General features: G+C 60.6%; 20 protein-coding genes. All 20 read left to right on the top strand.

Annotated elements, in window-relative coordinates:
• The first annotated feature begins 40 nt into the window (after window positions 1–40).
• The 20 genes from H2Z84_RS19260 to pheA all read left to right on the top strand — a co-directional run bounded on the left by H2Z84_RS19260 (window position 41) and on the right by pheA (window position 18,157).
• Window positions 41–292 carry a hypothetical protein gene (locus tag H2Z84_RS19260; RefSeq protein WP_181837392.1) on the top strand — a complete coding sequence of 84 codons (252 nt, stop codon included), beginning with the start codon at window positions 41–43 and terminating at the stop codon, window positions 290–292.
• Window positions 289–585, top strand: a complete 297-nt coding sequence (locus H2Z84_RS19255) for a hypothetical protein (RefSeq protein WP_181837391.1) — start codon at window positions 289–291, stop codon at window positions 583–585. The genes H2Z84_RS19260 and H2Z84_RS19255 overlap by 4 nt, the downstream gene beginning before the upstream one ends.
• Complete coding sequence (locus H2Z84_RS19250) at window positions 582–1,415, top strand: RecB family exonuclease (RefSeq protein WP_258869490.1); 834 nt, start codon at window positions 582–584, stop codon at window positions 1,413–1,415. Before H2Z84_RS19255 ends, H2Z84_RS19250 begins: the two co-directional genes overlap by 4 nt.
• A gap of 5 nt (window positions 1,416–1,420) precedes the next feature.
• Window positions 1,421–2,428 (top strand): hypothetical protein, encoded by a 1,008-nt coding sequence (locus H2Z84_RS19245; protein WP_181837390.1) that lies wholly within the window; start codon window positions 1,421–1,423, stop codon window positions 2,426–2,428.
• A 3-nt stretch (window positions 2,429–2,431) separates the two neighbouring features.
• A complete protein-coding gene (locus H2Z84_RS21635) occupies window positions 2,432–3,112 on the top strand; it encodes a DNA translocase FtsK (protein WP_181837389.1) in 681 nt (226 codons plus the stop codon).
• Window positions 3,113–3,123: 11 nt separating this feature from the next.
• Window positions 3,124–3,558 carry a hypothetical protein gene (locus H2Z84_RS19235; RefSeq protein ID WP_181837388.1) on the top strand — a complete coding sequence of 145 codons (435 nt, stop codon included), beginning with the start codon at window positions 3,124–3,126 and terminating at the stop codon, window positions 3,556–3,558.
• Window positions 3,555–5,375, top strand: coding sequence for an AAA family ATPase (locus H2Z84_RS19230; protein ID WP_181837387.1), 1,821 nt, complete (start codon window positions 3,555–3,557; stop codon window positions 5,373–5,375). The genes H2Z84_RS19235 and H2Z84_RS19230 overlap by 4 nt, the downstream gene beginning before the upstream one ends.
• Window positions 5,375–5,734: a DNA-directed RNA polymerase subunit alpha C-terminal domain-containing protein gene (locus H2Z84_RS19225; RefSeq protein ID WP_181837386.1), complete on the top strand. Its 360-nt coding sequence runs from the start codon at window positions 5,375–5,377 to the stop codon at window positions 5,732–5,734. Before H2Z84_RS19230 ends, H2Z84_RS19225 begins: the two co-directional genes overlap by 1 nt.
• Before the next feature lie 147 nt (window positions 5,735–5,881).
• Window positions 5,882–6,283 carry a phiTE_015 family protein gene (locus H2Z84_RS21630; RefSeq protein WP_501039609.1) on the top strand — a complete coding sequence of 134 codons (402 nt, stop codon included), beginning with the start codon at window positions 5,882–5,884 and terminating at the stop codon, window positions 6,281–6,283.
• On the top strand, window positions 6,250–6,519 hold the full coding sequence (locus H2Z84_RS19220) for a hypothetical protein (RefSeq protein ID WP_181837385.1): 270 nt from the start codon (window positions 6,250–6,252) through the stop codon (window positions 6,517–6,519). Before H2Z84_RS21630 ends, H2Z84_RS19220 begins: the two co-directional genes overlap by 34 nt.
• A gap of 16 nt (window positions 6,520–6,535) precedes the next feature.
• Window positions 6,536–6,781 (top strand): DUF4224 domain-containing protein, encoded by a 246-nt coding sequence (locus H2Z84_RS19215; protein ID WP_181837384.1) that lies wholly within the window; start codon window positions 6,536–6,538, stop codon window positions 6,779–6,781.
• 2 nt (window positions 6,782–6,783) lie between these two features.
• A complete protein-coding gene (locus tag H2Z84_RS19210) occupies window positions 6,784–7,872 on the top strand; it encodes a tyrosine-type recombinase/integrase (RefSeq protein WP_181837383.1) in 1,089 nt (362 codons plus the stop codon).
• A 492-nt stretch (window positions 7,873–8,364) separates the two neighbouring features.
• A complete protein-coding gene (locus H2Z84_RS19205; protein WP_181837382.1) occupies window positions 8,365–10,032 on the top strand; it encodes an ABC-F family ATP-binding cassette domain-containing protein in 1,668 nt (555 codons plus the stop codon).
• 244 nt (window positions 10,033–10,276) lie between these two features.
• Window positions 10,277–12,973 carry a DNA gyrase subunit A gene (gene gyrA / locus H2Z84_RS19200; RefSeq protein ID WP_181837381.1) on the top strand — a complete coding sequence of 899 codons (2,697 nt, stop codon included), beginning with the start codon at window positions 10,277–10,279 and terminating at the stop codon, window positions 12,971–12,973.
• Window positions 12,970–13,434 (top strand): PaaI family thioesterase, encoded by a 465-nt coding sequence (locus tag H2Z84_RS19195; RefSeq protein WP_103523262.1) that lies wholly within the window; start codon window positions 12,970–12,972, stop codon window positions 13,432–13,434. Before gyrA ends, H2Z84_RS19195 begins: the two co-directional genes overlap by 4 nt.
• Complete coding sequence (locus tag H2Z84_RS19190) at window positions 13,431–13,874, top strand: PaaI family thioesterase (RefSeq protein WP_258869489.1); 444 nt, start codon at window positions 13,431–13,433, stop codon at window positions 13,872–13,874. Before H2Z84_RS19195 ends, H2Z84_RS19190 begins: the two co-directional genes overlap by 4 nt.
• A gap of 61 nt (window positions 13,875–13,935) precedes the next feature.
• A complete protein-coding gene (gene serC, locus H2Z84_RS19185) occupies window positions 13,936–15,021 on the top strand; it encodes a 3-phosphoserine/phosphohydroxythreonine transaminase (protein ID WP_181837380.1) in 1,086 nt (361 codons plus the stop codon).
• Between the two features lie 115 nt (window positions 15,022–15,136).
• Window positions 15,137–16,360 (top strand): MFS transporter, encoded by a 1,224-nt coding sequence (locus tag H2Z84_RS19180; protein WP_181837379.1) that lies wholly within the window; start codon window positions 15,137–15,139, stop codon window positions 16,358–16,360.
• Window positions 16,361–16,491: 131 nt separating this feature from the next.
• Window positions 16,492–17,079, top strand: coding sequence for an O-methyltransferase (locus H2Z84_RS19175; protein ID WP_181837378.1), 588 nt, complete (start codon window positions 16,492–16,494; stop codon window positions 17,077–17,079).
• Between the two features lie 4 nt (window positions 17,080–17,083).
• Window positions 17,084–18,157, top strand: a complete 1,074-nt coding sequence (gene pheA / locus H2Z84_RS19170; protein WP_181837377.1) for a prephenate dehydratase — start codon at window positions 17,084–17,086, stop codon at window positions 18,155–18,157.
• Window positions 18,158–18,206 lie beyond the last annotated feature (49 nt).

Here is an 18,206-nt window from a genome sequence, read left to right as displayed (position 1 = left end):
CGCGACCCCGCGGGCTTTTTTTATTCCATGGAGGCCAGCAATGGACCTGAAACACCTGATCAAGCAAGCGGCCACCCGCATCGGCGTGGCCATCGCCAATCGCCGTATCGAAGCCGGCTACCGCAAGCAGGCCCGGTTGCTGGCCACTCACCAAGCAGAGATCGCCCGGCTGCAGTCCGAGCAGCAGCGTGAAATGCAGCAGCTGGCCGGCATCATCAGCCGCCGCGAGGCAGCCAAGATCCAGCTGAACTACCGCAGCCAGGTGCTGGAAGACGTGGGCAGGCTGATATGAGCCTGTCCCAGCTATCCGCCGCTGTCATCCAGCTGATGCGGCAGGCCGAACTGGTGCGTGGCTACCAGCGCGGCGAGGTCACGCTGGAGTTTGATGGTTTCGACCTGGTGGTGCGCGGCACCTACACCAAGCCTGAGCGCCCGGCGGCATTCCACCCCGGCCAGCCGGCCGGCTTCGAAGTAACCGAAGTGTTTCTGGCAGACAGCGCGACCGACGCGGCCGAGCTGTTCGACTGTGCCGCGCTCAGCGTGGCCGTGCTGGAGCATCTGAATTCACAGGAGAAAGCAGCATGAACGCACCATTCACCATGAAACCGTCCGTGACGGTACGCGCCAGCTCGCTGGCAGAACTCTTCGACTGCCCGGCGCGCTGGGAGGCCAAGCACCTGCTGCGCATGCGTATGCCGTCGTCTGGCGCCGCCCGCCTGGGCACTGCCATTCACGCCGGTACCGCGCTGTTTGACCAAGCCAAGCTGGATGGCAACCCGCTGACTCCTTCTGAGACCGCAGGCGCGCTGATCGACGCGCTGTATGCCAAGGATGATGAGCAGGGCAATGGCGAAGTGGAGTGGGGCGATACCAAGCCTCAGGACGCTGAAACGATCGGCCTGACCCTGCATTCCCGCTACTGCCACGAAATCGCACCCAAGCAGGATTACGTGGGCGTGGAAGTGCCGTGCGAGGCGCTGGAAATCACCGACCTTGGCCTGGTGCTGACCGGTACCACTGACCGGATCTATCGCAACGTGGATGGCGAATTGGGTATCGCCGACTTGAAGTCTGGCGCCCGCGCCGTGGGCAGTGATGGCATCGCAGTCACCAGCGGCCATGGCCCGCAGATGGGTGTGTATGAGCTGATCGCCGAGTTTGCCGTCGGCCAGGCGCTGACCGCACCGGCCCAGATTATCGGCCTTAACACCGGCAAGACTGCTGCCAGCCAGAAGGTGGGCGTAGGCCTGATTGCCAATGCCCGTGAGGCGCTGATCGGCGACGAAGACAGCCCCGGCCTGCTGCAGCACGCCAGCCACATCATTCATAGCGGCCAGTTCTACGGCAACCCGAAGTCGGTGCTGTGCTCCGCCAAGTATTGCCCGCGTCACTCTACCTGCAAGTTCAAAGGATAAGCACCATGACTGCTGCACAAACTACCAACCTGCAGGCGCTGCGCCAGCCTGCCGCGCAAGCGAGTAACGTCCCGGCCGTGCATGCCGGCTTCTTCGACCTGCAGAGCTTCGAGCTGATGCAGCGTGTATCTAAGGCCTTTGCATCTTCCGACCTGGTGCCCCAGCAGTATCGCGGTGCCGACAAGATCGCCAACTGCATGATCGCCATGGATATGGCCCAGCGCATCGGCGCAAACCCGCTGATGGTGATGCAGAACCTGTACATCGTGCACGGGACGCCCAGCTGGTCCAGCAAGTTCCTGATTGCCACCATCAATGCCTGCGGTCGCTTCTCGTCGCTGCGCTACGAATGGAAGGGCGAGCCGGGCGGCAAGGACTATGGCTGCCGCGCCTGGGCAATTGAGAAGGCCACCGGCGAGCGGCTGGACGGTATCTGGGTCACCTGGGAAATGGTGCAAGCCGAAGGCTGGGCCAGCAAGAACGGCAGCAAGTGGAAAACGATGCCCGACCAGATGTTTGTCTACCGTGCAGCGGCCTTCTGGCAGCGCGCCTATGCGCCGGAACTGGGCATGGGCTTACAGACTGCGGAAGAGGTCGGCGACGTTTTCGACGCTGCCCCGGATGCCAGTGGCAACTACGTCGTCACCAGCGAGGATCTGCGCCAGCAGGGTGCCCCGGCGGAAAAGACCGTGGTCAGCGACGAGCCGCCCTTTGATGTTGACACCACCACCGGTGAAGTCCTGACCCAGCAATCCGTTGCCCAGGGCTTGCGCCAGCAGCGTGAAGCCGAGCCGGTGCAGCAGCACCAGCAGGAAGAGCAGGGCAGCCAGCAGCAATCCGCCATGTTCGGTCTGGACGATGCACTGGAAGCCGTCCGCCGCGGTGCTTTCGATGAAGCCCGCGATATCGCCCGCAGCCTGAGCGAGAAGGACGGCGACATCGTTGAGCAGACCATTGCCAACCAGCAGAAGGCCGGCGCCACCCGCACCCGCCGCCAGCGCGACGTGGAGTAAGCCATGTCCTTGTTCAACTTCCAAGGCAAAGCCGAGATCAAGCACTTCAACGCTCGCAAGGAAGGTCCGGACGAGGACAAAACCCTCGCTCTGGACCTCAAATTGACGGCGAAAACCGGAAGTGCCGCCTTGGTGTTCTTCGATGAGCACCTGGAAGGCTTTCTGTACCTGGACGGTACTGGTGCCGTCCGTAACCAGATGATGGAGCCGCTGAAGTACAAGCACGAGGTACAGGACTGCGAACTGGACATTGCCGGCTGCCGCTTCCGTGGCGTGCGTGTCAGCAAGTTCATGATTGAGCCGCAGGACGGTTACCAGCTCTGGCTGACCTGGCAATGCAGCTTCCAGCCGACCAAGGACGAGTGCGCGATTCTGGCCGAACTGCTGCAAGAAGAAGTGGACGTGATCATTGCTGCCCAGCCGGATCTCTTCGGCGGTGAGCAGGCCACTCCCAGCGTGACCTTCTCGCAAGCGCTGACTGAAGACAGTGGCCAGGATGACCCGCTCTTTCAAGACGCCTGCCAGGCAGTGATGCAGACCGGCCGCGCTTCGATCTCCTCGGTGCAGCGTCACCTGCGCATCGGCTACAACCGCGCAGCCCGGCTGATCGAGGGGATGGAGCAGGTTGGCATCGTCTCTCCCATGCAAAGTAATGGCAGCCGTGAAGTGCTGACCACCCGATAAGGATCGCCACCATGAAACCCAACATCATCGACGTGCTGCTGATTGCAGTGATCGAAGCCGCCCTGACCAAGCTGGAGCAGGAGAACGTCAAGCTGCGCGAGCAGGCTGCCGGCTATGACCGCCTGAAGGCTGAGAACGGCCGCCTCAAGGGCCGCGAGGCCAGCCTGGAGAATCGCATTGCCAGCACCGACGAAAGCGCCCGCAGCTACTGGACCATGTTCCAAAACAGCGAGTCCGAAGTGCGCCATCTTAAAGAGCAGGTGCTGGAGCTGGGCCGCAAGAACATCGCCCTGGCCGCCGAGGCCGAAAGCGCCCAGCAGCTTGAGCAGCAGCTGGCCACCGCCGACCAGCGTATCCGCGAACTGGAAAGCGCGCTGGCCGTTGCCAGCCTGCCGGCCGCCAGTCGCGCCAATGTCATCGCCCTGATTCAGGAGCAAGCAGCATGAAAATCCAATCCATCAAGATCGCCAACTTCGAAGGCCTGCGTACCGCTGACATGCAGCTGCATGCCCCGATCACCATGGTTTCCGGCAAGAACGGTACCGGCAAATCCAGCCTCCGCGATGCGGTGGTGATGGCCCTGTCTGGCCAGCCCACCCGCGTCAGCTTGAAGAAGGACTACGGCCAGCTGGTGGCTGAAGGCTCCAAGGCCGGCCACATCGAGCTGAATCTGGCCGATGGCCGCAAGTCGGTGGTCACCCTTCCGGACGGTGGCGTGGCCATGACCGGCAAGATCATCGAAGACCCGGACAAGGCTCGCGCTGGCCTGCCGTTCGTGCTGACCCCGGCATCCTTTGCCGCAGCACCGGCCGACGGCCGCCGCTCCGCGCTGTACGCGCTGACCGGCTGCGCTGGCGGTACCGATGAAGCGCAGAAGCGCTTGCTAGAGCGCGGTGCCGACCAGGGCAAGATCGACGCCGTGCTGCCGCTGGTGCTCGTTGGCTTTCCCGAGGCTGAGAAGCATGCCAAGCAGCGCGCTACTGAGGCCAAGGGCGCATGGCGCGCGGTGACCGGTGAAACCTACGGCGACAAGAAGGCCGAGGGCTGGAAATCCGGCAAGCCTCCCGTTGACCTGGAAGCTGCCCAGCAGTGCGAGCAGGATCTGGCCGCCTTGGATACCCAGATCGCCCAGGCACAGCAGGACATGGGCACGCTGCGCGCCCGTCATCAGGCCAGCACCGGCCGGGCAGGGCAGATCGCCCAGCTGACCGAGCTGGCAGGGAAGAAGGAGAGCATCGGCAAGAAGCTGGCAGTTGATGAGGCTGACTTGGCCAATGTCCGCGACCGCGTCGCCGAGATCAGCGCCGGCCCGGCCGAGCGCAAGGGGCTGCTGCACGATCTGGCCAAGGCGATGAATGCCCTGGTGGTGGAAGAGCAGCCGCTGGGTACCGACCGCCCCAGCTACCTGACGGCCTGCGATGTGCTGGACCAGTACGAGGCCCAGCATGGTCCGGTGGAAGAAGAGGGCGCGCAGGCCAGTGCCGCTGATATCGCCAGCCTGCCGGAGCTGCAAAAGTCCCTGGCCATGATGGAACGCACCGTTGCCAACGACCAGCGCGACCTGAAGCTTGCCCAAGACGCTGAAGCGCAACTCAAGGTGTTGCAGGAGCAGGATGGTGGCGAGGCCGTCACCGAGGCGCAGCTGTCCGCCGCCAGCGACCGCATCAACACCCTGATGGCCAGCCGCAAGAAGATGGCCACGGATCTGGAAGCGATGCGTGCCAACCAGCGCGTAGCCGCCGAGGCCGACAAGAAGACCAAGGACGCCGGTAAGCACCACGCAGACGTGCAGGGCTGGACCCTGATTGCTGATGCCCTGGCCCCAGACGGTATCCCCGGTGAAATCTTGGCCGACTCCCTGCGCCCGGTGAATGACTTGCTGCACGGCCTTTCCCAAGAAGCTGGCTGGGCCCGCGTCCAGATCAGCCGCGACATGGACATCACCGCCGACGGCCGCGCTTATGGCCTGCTGTCCGAGTCTGAGCAGTGGCGCACTGACACCCTGCTGGCGCTGATGATTGCCCAGCTGTCCGGCCTCAAGCTGGTGGTGCTGGATCGCTTCGACGTGCTGGACCTTGTCGGCCGCTCCCAGCTGCTGGACCTGCTGTGCGACCTGGCCGAGGACGGTGCGCTGGAATCGGCTGTCGTGTGCGGGACCATGAAGAAGGCCATGCCGAGTGACGAGCTCATCGGTTCCTTCTGGATCGAGAACGGGGAGGTGCTGGCTGTGGCCGGCGCTCAAGATGAAAGGATGGCAGCGTAATGGAACTACGTGACGAATTCGCCCTGACCGTGATGAAGGCGCTGGCGGCTGCAATCGCTCCGGTGTCCTACCAGCAAGAGCATGGCGAGATTATCGGGGCAATCTCCTACGGGGTTGCCGACGCCATGATGCGGGCGCGTACACCGAAAGCTGCTGAGGTGCGGATCGGGCTTGAAGAGCTGGATTTGTCGGTACGCACCAGTAACTGCCTGCGGGCCGAGGGGATTTTCTTTGTTGGCGATCTGCTCAAGCTGACTCGCTCTCAGGTGGTCAGGATTCCAGGGCTGGGCAAACGCTCAAGGGATGAGGTTTTCAATGCACTGGCCACGCGAGGCCTTTCGCTGGGGGCGATGCCATGACCGCCCATCTCTACCAAGCCTACGGCGAGGACCATCACATCGTACCGCGCACGGAGCCAGTGACTGATGAGACCCCGCCGGAGCCTGACAACGCAGCACTGAACGAAGCCCACGCAAGTGGGCTTCTCTCTTTTGAAGGGGAGTGATATGGACAAGATGCGCGAGGAGTTTGAACTGGCATTCAGAGAAAGATTTCCGGGTGCCCCGCTTGATCGCCACCCAGCTGATGAAAACCAATATGACGGCGTTGCTGCTGCGTGGACATGGTGGGCATGGCAAGCCGCCCGCTCGGCCCTGGTATGCCAGACCTGCAACGGCCACGGTGTAGTTGGCGGCCATATTGGGCAGACGCCGGAGTCATTCGACTACGTTTCTGAGCCGTGCCCGGATTGCTCGGCCCCGGCTGTGAGTGGGGAGGCGGTGGCTTTAACCGTCGAAAACGCGCCTGTCGGAACAAATGCACCGGCATCAAGGGCGGCCTCGCCTACAGCACTGACAATGTATATGGGCTGCCCATGCAGAAAGACCCAAGCGAAATTACCCACTTGAAACAGGCATATTCGCCGGAAGTGCGTGATTCGGAATTTGGCGGATACGACTACATGGAGGAGGACGAAATTGCCTACTTCCTTGCCGACTCGTGCCCCCACTGCCTGCATGCTCATGAGCTGATCCAGTTGCGCAAGAAAGCGCGACGACGGCTTGGCAATGCAAAGGCGGCAATATCACGCCGCGCCAAGGAACTGCTTGATAAGCACAACACAGCCGCCGACAAGGCGGCTTAGTTTTTGGGAGATGGATATGGACGATACTGTACTGACCCCTGCAGAACTGCAGGAGCTAAGCGGCTACAAGAAAGCCTACCGTATACGTAGCTGGCTGGACTCCAACTGCATCAAATACATTTGCAATGGCCGAGGCTGGCCCTTGGTATCGAAAGCGGTAATGCGCCTGGCTCTGGGCGAAACCACCATGGAAGCACCGCCCAGGGTAGAGCGGTCAATCAATCTGCAAAATCTGAACAAGGCTGCAAGCTCAAGGAGATAGACATGGGGCGCCCGAGAACAAAAAACAGGGACTTGCCACCCCGGATGTACTGGAAAAATGGGGCGTACTTCTACGTAACAAACCAAAACAAATGGATTCGGCTTTCTGCCGATATCGATGAGGCGAAAAGGCGCTGGGTGGAGCTGGAAGCGCCATGCCGGTTGCCTTCTCAGGGGATGTCTGCCGTATTCAATCGGTATGCGGTTGAGGTGCTGCCTAAGAAGGCAAAGAAAACCAGAGAGGAGCAGACGCGGCAAATGAAACTGCTGGAGGCGGCCTTTGCTGATTTTCGGCCTGATGAGGTGAAGCCGGTGCACGTTGCACAGTATCTTGATGCTCGGGCTGACCAGGGCGCCGCAGTGGCGGGGAATCGGGAAAAGTCGCTGCTCAGCCATGTCTTCACAATGGCGATGCGCTGGGGAATTGTTGAGGTCAACCCATGCAAGGGGGTTTCGCGGAACAAAGAGAAGCCGCGAGATCGCTATGTCAGCGACGATGAGTTTGAACGATTCATAGCGTTCTGCCGCGGGCTGAAACACGGGATGTTGGCCGTTCGTAAAGACGGCGTACCAGCACCCACGAAGAACAAAGCCTATCAGGAGCCATTGCTCTCGGGCCAGATCGTGGCCACGGCCATGGAGATTGCCTATCTGGCCGCGCAGCGCCGCCAAGACATCTTGCAGTTGACCATGGACAACATCCACCCAGAAGGACTTCTTGTGTCCCAGCTCAAAGGCAAGGACAGGAAGCCTGTAAAGGTGATGGTGTCGTGGGCACCGCGTCTTGCGGAGGCCATAGGAAGAGCCCAGTCACTATGGCGCCCAAAGAACAGTCGCCATCTGTTTGTCAGTGGGCGCACAGGCAAGCCTTATACAGATAGCGGATTCAATGCGCTGGTGCAGAAAATTCAACGGGCCTGGGAGGGGGCAGGGAATCCACGCTTCCATTTTCATGACCTGCGCGCCAAAGGCACAACCGATCTACTCGACCAGGGCGAGGACGCCAAGAACACAACAGGCCATGCAAATGATGCGATCGTCCATGCCGTGTACGACCGGAGAGCGATCCGAAAAGGGAAGGCCGTAAAGTAAAATGAGCGTGGTAGAACTGTCTAATAAGTCGTTTTAGACAGGGCTGAAAGCCTTGCCCAGCAAGGCCCGTATTTATGCGGAATGCACTTTTATTAGATGCTCTACCTTCGCAGATGCCCGGCAGGCAAAGATTCTGGCGTGATCGACTCCCTATCTTGTAATCAGGGGGTCGCGAGTTCGATTCCTGCCGCCGGCACCATATTCCACGGGCCTTGTAGAAATACAAGGCCCGTTTTGCATTTGCGTTTTTGGCAAAATATTTTAGATAAAATCACCGGCCATGCCGCTTTGCTGCGCGTCCTGTCGTACCAATTCGACTGCGACGCGTACGTTGCGGAAGAGTGCAATGCACCGCTAGGTGGGTCGTTTCGTGCGATACTGCCGCCTCGCTTGCCCCGGCCAGGGCGGCTAGTAGCCTGTCCATGGCTGCGGGCCCGATGCGGCTCGCTCAAGTGAAATTCACCTCGCCCTCATGAATGCGCAACTGACTCAATGATTATCTTAAAGAACGTGGCCTTGCGTCGCGGTAGTAAAGTTTTGCTCGACAACGCCTCGGTTACGCTTAATCCGGGCGAGAAAGTAGGCCTGGTTGGCCGCAATGGCGCGGGCAAGTCCTCCTTGTTTGCAGTGCTCAATGGCAGCCTGCATGAAGATGGCGGCGATGTGTCAATCCCGGCGCAATGGCGCATGGCGCAGGTGGCGCAGGACATGCCGGAGACCGAGCAGAGTGCCACCGACTTCGTAGTCGAGGGCGATACCACCTTGCTGGCGGCGCGGCTGGAAGTGGCCGAGGCCGAGGCGGGCGAAGATTATATGCGCATGGCGCATGCCTATACGGCATTGAATGATGCGGGCGAGCACGACGCGCCGGCGCGCGCGCAGTCGCTGATTCTAGGTCTGGGTTTTAGCGTGGCCGAGCTAAGTCAGCCGGTAAACAGTTTTTCCGGTGGCTGGCGCATGCGCCTGCAACTGGCACGTGCACTGATGTGTCCGTCCGATCTGCTGCTGCTGGACGAGCCGACCAACCACCTGGATCTGGACGCACTGGTCTGGCTGGAAGCGTGGCTGAAAAACTATGGTGGCACCATGGTGGTGATCAGTCATGACCGCGAATTTCTTGATGCAGTCACCAACGTCACCTTGCATGTCGACAACGCCAAGCTGGTGCGCTACGGCGGCAATTACAGCAAGTTTGAAGACATGCGCGCCGAGCAGATGATTCTGCAGCAGGCGGCGCAGGCCAAGCAGCAGGAGAAGATTGCCCATCTGCAAAGCTTCATCACTCGCTTCAAGGCCAAGGCCAGCAAGGCCAAGCAGGCGCAAAGCCGGGTCAAGGCGCTGGAACGGATGGAGAAGATTGCTCCGGTGCTGGCCGAGGCAGATTTCCAGTTTGAATTCAAGGAACCGCAAAGCCTGCCCAATCCCATGCTGACCATGTCGCAGGCCGAGTTTGGCTATCCGGCAGCCGAGGGTGCACCGGAGGGGACGCCGCCCACAGTTATCGTGCGCGGGGTTAATCGCTCGGTACTGGCCGGGCAGCGTATTGGTATTCTGGGGGCAAACGGGCAGGGCAAGTCGACCCTGGTCAAGACCGTGGCCGAGGCCTTGCAGGCAACCGGTGGCGAGATCATTCGCGGCAAGGGGCTGAATATCGGTTACTTCTCGCAGCAGGAGCTGGATGTACTGCGCCCGCAGGATAATCCACTCGAGCACATGTTCCGCCTGGCGCGTGACATTCCGGCGGCCATCCGTCCGCCAGCCAATGATTGCCGCGAGCAGGGGCTGCGTAACTTCCTCGGCACCTTCAACTTCAGCGGAGACATGGTCAAGCAGCAGGTCGGCAGCATGAGCGGCGGCGAAAAGGCGCGGCTGGTGCTGTGCATGATCGTGTGGCAGCGCCCCAATCTGCTGCTGCTGGATGAGCCGACCAACCACCTGGACCTGGCTACCCGTGAGGCCTTGAGCGTGGCGCTGAATGAGTTCGAAGGCTCGGTGATGCTGGTGAGTCACGACCGCGCCTTGCTGCGTGCGGTGTGCGATGAGTTCTGGCTGGTTTCGCGCGGCGGGGTGAAGGATTTCGATGGCGACCTGGACGATTACCAGGTCTACCTGCTGGAAGAGGCGCGTCGTCGGCGCGAAGAAGCAGCCGGCAAGCGCTGATTGGCGACTGCAGTACCGATCAAGGGGTCGCCATGGGCGGCCCTTTGTCATGACTGCTCCCGCTTGGGTGCGGCGGTTTCGCAGACTATTTCCCTTGCCGGTGATGCTAAGTACCTGACACAGCAGGGCGGCGACCTGCTGACCGTCATTGCAGCGGTTCATCAAGCGACAAGGCATGCGTAGACGGGGTGGATGTGCTAGAATCTAGGCTATTTTTGATTCCTGAAAAGATAGCCATTTACCCATGACAGATCAGCTTTTCGCCAAGGAAACGATCCCAATCAGCCTCGAAGAGGAAATGCGCCGCTCCTACCTCGATTACGCCATGAGCGTGATCGTGGGCCGCGCGCTTCCCGATGTGCGTGATGGCCTCAAACCGGTACATCGTCGCGTGCTGTTTGCCATGCACGAACTTTCCAACGACTGGAACCGCGCCTACAAGAAATCGGCGCGTATCGTAGGCGATGTCATCGGTAAATATCACCCGCACGGTGACTCGGCTGTTTACGATACCATCGTGCGCATGGCGCAGGACTTCAGCCTGCGCTACCCGCTGGTGGACGGCCAGGGCAACTTCGGCTCGGTGGATGGCGATAGCGCTGCCGCCATGCGTTATACCGAAATCCGCATGGCGCGCATTGCGCACGAACTGCTGGCCGACATCGACAAGGAAACCGTGGACTTCGGGCCGAACTATGATGGTTCGGAACACGAGCCGCTGATTCTGCCAGCCAAGATCCCCAATCTGCTGATCAATGGTTCCTCCGGCATCGCCGTGGGCATGGCCACCAATATTCCGCCGCACAACCTGACGGAAGTGGTGGATGCCTGTCTGGCGCTGCTGGCCAATCCGGAACTGACCATCGATGATCTGATCGACATCATTCCGGCACCTGATTTCCCCACCGCCGGCATCATCTATGGCACGGCCGGGGTCAAGGAAGGCTACCGCACGGGTCGTGGCCGCGTCATCATGCGCGCCCGTACCCATTTCGAAGACATCGGCAAGGGCGACCGCCAGGCCATCATCGTCGACGAAATTCCTTACCAGGTGAACAAGTCGCGCCTGCTGGAACGCATTGCCGAACTGGTGCGCGACAAGCAGATTGAAGGTATTTCCGATCTGCGCGACGAGTCGGACAAGTCCGGCATGCGCATCGTGATCGAGCTCAAGCGCGGCGAAATGCCGGAAGTGGTGCTCAATCATCTGTTCAAGCTGACCCAGCTGCAGGACAGCTTCGGCATCAATATGGTGGCCCTGGTTGATGGCCAGCCGCGCCTGTTGAACCTGAAGCAGATCATCGACGAATTCCTGCGGCACCGTCGCGAAGTCGTTACCCGCCGCACCATCTTCGAACTGCGCAAAGCGCGTGAACGTGGCCACATCCTGGAAGGCCTGGCCGTGGCGCTGTCCAATGTGGACGACATCATTGCCCTGATCAAGGCTTCGGAAACCCCGCCGGCTGCCAAGATCGCGCTGATGGCGCGCCCATGGCGTTCCGAACTGGTGGAAGAAATGCTGTCGCGCGTGGACCAGAGCAAGGCCCGCCCGGATGGCCTGGACGTCGAGTTCGGTCTGCATGCTGATGGCTACCGCCTGTCCGATGCGCAAGCCCAGGCCATCCTGGAAATGCGTCTGCAACGCCTGACCGGCCTGGAGCAGGACAAGATCGTCGGCGAATACCGCGACATCATGGCCATCATCCTGGATTTGATCGACATCCTGGAACGCCCGGAACGCATCAACCAGATCATTGGCGACGAACTGCTGGCCATCAAGACCCAGTTTGGCGATGGCCGCCGCTCTGAAATCGAGCCGTTTGGTGGCGACATCAATATCGAGGACCTGATCACCCCGCAAGACATGGTGGTGACCATTTCCCATACCGGCTACATCAAGACCCAGCCGATCGACGACTACCGCTCGCAACGCCGTGGCGGTCGTGGCAAGCAGGCTGCAGCCACCAAGGATGACGATTTCATCGACACGCTGTTTGTGGCCAATACCCACGACTACGTGCTGTGCTTCTCCAGCAAGGGGCGTTGCTACTGGATCAAGGTCTACAATCTGCCGCAAGGCGGCCGCAACAGCCGTGGCAAGCCGATGGTGAACGTGCTGCCGCTGGCCGATGGCGAAAAAATCAACGCACTGCTGCCAATCAAGGCCTTTACTGACGCCGAGACCGAGGACGAGATCGAGGACGACGAAGATGCCGCCCTCAAGGCCAAGGGTCCGTTCATCTTCATGTGTACCGCCAACGGTACGGTGAAGAAAACTCCGCTGGAAGCCTTCTCCCGTCCGCGCGCCGCCGGCATTATCGCCGTACGTCTGGACGAGGGTGACAACCTGATCGGCGTGGCACTGACCTCCGGCAACGAGCAGATCATGCTGTTCTCCGACGGTGGCAAGGCTGTGCGTTTCAGCGAAACCAATGTGCGCCCGATGGGCCGTACTGCCGCCGGCGTGCGTGGCATGATGCTGGCCGAAGGTCAGCACGTGATTTCGCTGCTGGTGACCAACTCGGAAGAGCAGCAAGTGCTGACCGCCAGCGATGGCGGTTATGGCAAGCGCACCCGTACCGGCGAGTTCCGTCATACCAGCCGTGGCACCCAGGGCGTGATCGCCATGGACCTGACCGACAAGACCGGCCTCAAGCTGGTGGCGGCCAGCCTGGTGGAAGACAGCGACGACGTAATGCTGATCACTACTGGTGGTGTGCTGATTCGCACCAAGGTGTCGGAAGTACGCGAAACTGGCCGCTCGGCACAAGGCGTACGCCTGATCAACCTGGACGAGGGCGAGAAGCTGATCGGCCTGGAAAAGGTTGCCGAAGGCGAGTCTGACGACGAGGTGGAAGTGGTCGACGGTGACGTGGCTGATGGCGCGGATGCTGCCGCACCGGCAGCTGACGCAGCCAGCGCAGGGGACGCCGAGGCATGACGGCAACGCCTGCCAATGCGCAGGTGCTGGAGACGATGAGCGCGCTCTTCGTCTCCTTGCCGCACTGCGCCACCCTCGGTTTCCAGTATCTGGGCACCGAGGGCCGCAAACCCACCCTTAAAGTGGATTGGCGTGAAGATCTGGTTGGCAATCCGGCCAGCGGCACCATCCACGGCGGGGTGATCACCTCGCTGGTGGATACCACCAGTGCCGTGTCAGTGACGGCCTGCCTGCCAGACTTTGAAACCATCGCCACGCTGGATCTGCGCATCGATTATCTCAAGGCCGCCACGCCAGGCAAGGCCATCTACTGCCGGGCGGAATGTTACCGCCTGGCCAGCCAGATCGCCTTCACCCGCGCGGTGTGCTACCACGACGATCCGGCCGACCCCATTGCCCATGGCGTAGCCACCTTCATGCGTGAATCCAGCCGCGCCTCCATGCTGAAAGAGGGGGCATGATGAGTGAATTCATGCAGCAACTGGCCGCGCTCCGCGATGACAATAATGTTGCCGCCCTGTGCGAGGCCATTCCCTATGCCCGGCTGATGGGCGTGGAAGTGAGCACGGGTGACGATGGCGAACTGCTGTTCCAGTTGCCGTTTTATCCGCGCAATGTCGGCAATACCGCTTTGCCGGCGCTGCACGGCGGACTGATTGGCGGCTTTCTGGAAAATGCCGCACTCTTGCACCTGATCTGGCATCGCGAATCACTGGAAGCCCCCAAGATTGTCGATTTTTCGCTGGATTACCTGCGTTCAGGCCGGCCGCAAACCCTGTTTGCCCGCTGCGAAATCACCAAGCAGGGCAAGCGTGTAGCCCATGTATTGATAGAAGCCTGGCAGGAAGACCGCCGCAAGCCGGTGGCTGTTGCCCGGGCCCATTTCCTGCTCACGCAGTGACACACACCGGCATGGCCTGCCGGGTCATGCCGCAACATTGAAGCAATGACTGAGGACAGACATGGCCAAGGTGTATAACTTTTCTGCCGGACCGGCGGTATTGCCCCACGAAGTACTGGCTCAAGCCCAGAGCGAAATGCTGGACTGGCACGGCTCCGGCATGTCGGTAATGGAAATGAGCCATCGCGGCAAGGAATTCATGGAAATCATCCATGATGCCGAACACGATCTGCGTGAGCTGATGCACGTTCCAGCCGGTTACAAGGTGCTATTCCTGCAGGGTGGCGCCTCCATGCAGTTTTCCATGGTGCCGCTCAATCTGCTGGGTGACAAACAGTCGGTGGACATCGTCAATACCGGCCACTGGTCCAAGCTGGCAGTCAAGGAAGCGCGCCGTTATTGCCATGTCAATGTGGTGGCCAGCAGCGAAGACCGTAATTTTGCCTATGTACCGGCAGAAGACACCTGGCAGCGTGACCCCAATGCCGCTTATCTGCACTACACCTCCAACGAAACCATCGGCGGCCTGCAGTTCCCCTTTGTGCCTGCGGATCAAGGCGTGCCGCTGGTTTGTGACATGTCGTCCGACTTTCTGTCGCGTGAAGTGGATGTCAGCAAGTTCGGCCTGATCTATGCCGGCGCGCAGAAGAATATCGGCCCGTCCGGCCTGGTGGTCTTGCTGGTGCGCGAGGATCTGCTGGGCCGCGCCCGTGCCGACCTGCCCACCATGCTGAATTATCAAACCCACGCCGCTGCCGACTCCATGTACAACACCCCGGCGACCTATCCCATCTATATTGCCGGCCTGGTATTCAAGTGGCTGAAGCAATTGGGCGGGGTCAAGGGCATGGAAAGCCGCAATGCAGAGAAGGCCGGCCTGCTGTATCACGCCATCGAGGCCAGCGAAGGCTTCTACCATACCCATATCGATGCACCGTTCCGTTCGCGCATGAATGTGGTGTTCCGCCTGAAGGACGACGCGCTGGAAGAGAGCTTCCTGATGGAAGCGCGCAAAAACGGCCTGATCCAGCTCAAGGGTCATCGCGTGGTTGGTGGCATGCGTGCTTCCATCTACAACGCCATGCCGATTGAAGGCGTCAAGGCTCTGGCCAACTTCATGCAGGATTTCGCCCGCCAGCACGGCTGAGCGTGATTGTTCTGCTGTGGCGACAGTGTGTGCAAAAACCCGTATTGAACACGGGTTTTTTCTTGTGCGCTGCAGTCTTATGATGGATGACCATAACAATATCGGAAATCATTCCATGGACCGCTCCATTCAACGCTTGCTGCTTGCGGGCGGCCTCATCGTTTCACTGGCCATGGGTATTCGCCATGGCTTCGGTTTCTTCATGCCCCCCATGACTTCAGCCTTTGGCTGGACGCGCGAGAGCTTTGCCTTTGCACTGGGCATGCAGAATCTGGTGTGGGGCCTGGCCCAGCCCTTTGCCGGCGCATTGGCCGACCGCCACGGCCCGGGTAAGGTATTGCTGGGCGGTGGTCTGCTGTATGCCTTGGGCTTGCTGCTGATGACGGTGTCGGCCAGCCCGGTGATATTCTCCCTTTCCGCCGGCGTGCTGTTGGGATTGGCGCTGTCCGGTACCACCTATAGCGTGATATTCGGTGTGCTGGGCCGCACCGTACCGGCTGCCTATCGTTCGCGCGCCATGGGTCTTACCGCCGCCGCAGGGTCTTTTGGCCAGTTCGCCATGGTGCCGATCGAACGCTCGCTGATCGATGGCCTGGGCTGGCTGCCGGCCTTGCTGGTGCTGGGGGCTTGCGCCTTGTTGATGTTGCCGCTGGGACGCTCGCTAACCCGCCAGGCCGCCGCGCTGCCGCAAACTGCACAGCCGCACAGCCATCCACACTTGCTGCAAGGCATGCTGCATACCTTTAGCCGCGCCTGGACCGAGCCAGGTTTCCGCCTGTTGATGGCCGGTTATTTCGTCTGTGGTTTCCAGGTGGTGTTTATCGGCGTGCATCTGCCAGCCTATCTGCGTGACCACGGCATGGGTGGCAATGTCGCCAGCATGGCCTTGGCACTGATCGGCCTGTTCAATATCTTTGGCACCTTCCTGTTTGGCGAAGCCGGCAGCCGCTTTGCCAAGCCGCCCTTGCTGGCCGGCATTTATCTGGCGCGCAGCATTGCCATTGGCCTGTTCCTGCTGCTGCCGCTGTCCGTGCCATCGGTGCTGATTTTCGCTTCTGTGATGGGTTTCCTGTGGCTATCCACCGTGCCGCTGACCAATGGCGTGATTGCCAGCCAGTTTGGCGTACAGCATCTGGGCATGTTGTCCGGCGCGGTGTTTTTCTCGCATCAGGTAGGCAGCTTTCTTGGGGTGTGGCTGGGCGGCAAGCTGTACGACCTGAACGGCAATTACAACATCGTGTGGGGCATTGCCATCGTACTGGGAGTTATGGCTGCGCTCGCCAACCTGCCGATACGCGAGCGCGCTTCCGCCGCCTTTGCCGAACGGGCAGCCACATGAAAAGCGCCGGCTGGCTGCTATTGGCTGCCATCATTCTGCCAGCGCTGCTGGCCATGTATCAGCAGCCACGCTTTGTCCTGTCTTTTGCGGACCTGATTACCGCCTGTTTCTGACCACAAGAGGGAAAACTTATGCTGACAAGCCAGGTACTCACCAGACTGCAAGCCATCTGGGAGCAGGGCGAGCGCCATGACGCCGCCACCAGTGAGCGGGCACAGAAAAACCTGTTCATCACGCCGGATACCGGGCGTTTTCTCTATCAGCTGCTGCGTCATGCCAATCCGCGGCAGGTGCTGGAAATTGGCACATCCAATGGTTATTCCACCCTGTGGCTGGCGCTGGCCTTGCGCGACCGCGCCGGCAGCATCACCAGCCTGGATATTCTGCCCGCCAAACAGCAGCAGGCCGCAGCGCATCTGCAAGACTTTGCCCTGAGCGCCAAGGTGACACTGCGCTGCGAAGATGCCGGCGCTTATTTGTCTGCCCAGACAGACAGTAGCGTAGATATGGTGTTTCTCGATGCCGACCGCAGCTGTTACGCCGCTTACTGGCCGGCTTTATGCCGGGTTTTGCGCCCGGGCGGGCTGATCGTGGTGGACAATGTTTTGTCGCATGCTGCGGAATGTGCCGATTTCATACGACTGGTGCTTGCGACGGAAGGCTATCTCGCGGAAACTTACCAGATCGGAAAAGGCCAGTTTGTCATAGTGAAAGATTGATTACGTGTCAGAAGAACTGCTGAAGCAACACCGCGACGCCATCGACGCCATCGATGTGGAAATTCTCAATCTGCTGAATAGCCGCGCCAATCACGCCCGCGAAATCGGCGAGATCAAAGGTGGCGGCATCATCTACCGCCCGGAGCGCGAAGCGCAAGTCTTGCGCCGCATCCAGCAGCTCAACCCCGGCCCGCTGCCGAATGAAAGCGTGGCGCGATTGTTCCGCGAGGTGATGTCGGAATGCCTGGCCCTGGAAAAGCCGCTGTCCATTGCCTATCTCGGCCCGGAGGGTACGTTTACCCAGTTGGCAGCCACCAAACATTTCGGCCATGCCGCGCATACCGTGGCTTGCGCCTCGGTAGACGAGGCTTTCCGCCTGGTAGAATCGCGCGCGCTGGATTATGTGGTTGCCCCGGTGGAAAACAGCACTGAAGGCGCGGTAGGGCGCACGCTGGATTTGATGGTCAGCAGCCCCTTGCGCATCTGTGGTGAAGTGGTGCTGCGCATTCATCACCATCTGCTACGCAAGCAAGAGGGCGTGGCCGGCATCACCCGCGTCTATGCCCATGCCCAGGCTTTGGCGCAGTGTCACGAATGGCTGAACAAGAACCTGCCGGACAGCGTGGAGCGCGTGTCGGTGGCGAGCAATGCCGAAGCCGCCCGTCTGGCCAGTGAAGATGGTCAGGCCGCAGCCATCGCCGGTCAGGCCGCAGCCGAGCGCTATGGCCTGGTCAAGCTGGCGGAAAACATCGAAGACGAACCCAACAACACCACGCGCTTCCTGGTGCTGGGTCACCAGCAGGTGGGGGCAACCGGTCAGGACAAGACGTCGATTGTGGTGGCCGCCCCCAATCGCCCGGGTGCCGTGCACCAGTTGCTGGCACCGGTTGCGGACAATGGCGTCTCCATGACCAAGTTCGAATCGCGGCCGTCGCGTGCTGGCCTGTGGGACTATGTGTTCTTCATCGACATGGAAGGTCATCACGACGACGCCAATGTCGCTACTGCGCTGGCCGGGTTGGCAGAACGCACTTCCTTCGTCAAGGTATTGGGTTCCTACCCGCAAGCCGTTTTGTAAGTTTATCGTCATGCAATACGCAGCCGGGCTGGAGCACTCCACCCGGCTG

This window comes from Aquitalea aquatica, from assembly GCF_013911085.1.
Taxonomy (GTDB): Bacteria; Pseudomonadota; Gammaproteobacteria; order Burkholderiales; family Chromobacteriaceae; genus Aquitalea; species Aquitalea aquatica.
Note: the sequence above shows the minus strand (reverse complement) of the source record. Positions and strands in the feature narration are given on the sequence as shown.

Bases quoted from the DNA above. Each gene is read 5' to 3' on its own strand.
- H2Z84_RS19190 (WP_258869489.1), top strand. From the start codon at position 13,431: ATGATGAGTGAATTCATGCAGCAACTGGCCGCGCTCCGCGATGACAAT.
- H2Z84_RS19210 (WP_181837383.1), top strand. From the start codon at position 6,784: ATGGGGCGCCCGAGAACAAAAAACAGGGACTTGCCACCCCGGATGTAC.
- H2Z84_RS19255 (WP_181837391.1), top strand. From the start codon at position 289: ATGAGCCTGTCCCAGCTATCCGCCGCTGTCATCCAGCTGATGCGGCAG.
- H2Z84_RS19215 (WP_181837384.1), top strand. From the start codon at position 6,536: ATGGACGATACTGTACTGACCCCTGCAGAACTGCAGGAGCTAAGCGGC.
- H2Z84_RS21635 (WP_181837389.1), top strand. From the start codon at position 2,432: ATGTCCTTGTTCAACTTCCAAGGCAAAGCCGAGATCAAGCACTTCAAC.
- H2Z84_RS19220 (WP_181837385.1), top strand. From the start codon at position 6,250: ATGCAGAAAGACCCAAGCGAAATTACCCACTTGAAACAGGCATATTCG.
- H2Z84_RS21630 (WP_501039609.1), top strand. From the start codon at position 5,882: ATGGACAAGATGCGCGAGGAGTTTGAACTGGCATTCAGAGAAAGATTT.
- H2Z84_RS19235 (WP_181837388.1), top strand. From the start codon at position 3,124: ATGAAACCCAACATCATCGACGTGCTGCTGATTGCAGTGATCGAAGCC.
- H2Z84_RS19225 (WP_181837386.1), top strand. From the start codon at position 5,375: ATGGAACTACGTGACGAATTCGCCCTGACCGTGATGAAGGCGCTGGCG.
- H2Z84_RS19250 (WP_258869490.1), top strand. From the start codon at position 582: ATGAACGCACCATTCACCATGAAACCGTCCGTGACGGTACGCGCCAGC.
- H2Z84_RS19175 (WP_181837378.1), top strand. From the start codon at position 16,492: ATGCTGACAAGCCAGGTACTCACCAGACTGCAAGCCATCTGGGAGCAG.
- H2Z84_RS19205 (WP_181837382.1), top strand. From the start codon at position 8,365: ATGATTATCTTAAAGAACGTGGCCTTGCGTCGCGGTAGTAAAGTTTTG.
- H2Z84_RS19180 (WP_181837379.1), top strand. From the start codon at position 15,137: ATGGACCGCTCCATTCAACGCTTGCTGCTTGCGGGCGGCCTCATCGTT.
- H2Z84_RS19195 (WP_103523262.1), top strand. From the start codon at position 12,970: ATGACGGCAACGCCTGCCAATGCGCAGGTGCTGGAGACGATGAGCGCG.
- H2Z84_RS19260 (WP_181837392.1), top strand. From the start codon at position 41: ATGGACCTGAAACACCTGATCAAGCAAGCGGCCACCCGCATCGGCGTG.
- serC (WP_181837380.1), top strand. From the start codon at position 13,936: ATGGCCAAGGTGTATAACTTTTCTGCCGGACCGGCGGTATTGCCCCAC.
- gyrA (WP_181837381.1), top strand. From the start codon at position 10,277: ATGACAGATCAGCTTTTCGCCAAGGAAACGATCCCAATCAGCCTCGAA.
- H2Z84_RS19230 (WP_181837387.1), top strand. From the start codon at position 3,555: ATGAAAATCCAATCCATCAAGATCGCCAACTTCGAAGGCCTGCGTACC.
- H2Z84_RS19245 (WP_181837390.1), top strand. From the start codon at position 1,421: ATGACTGCTGCACAAACTACCAACCTGCAGGCGCTGCGCCAGCCTGCC.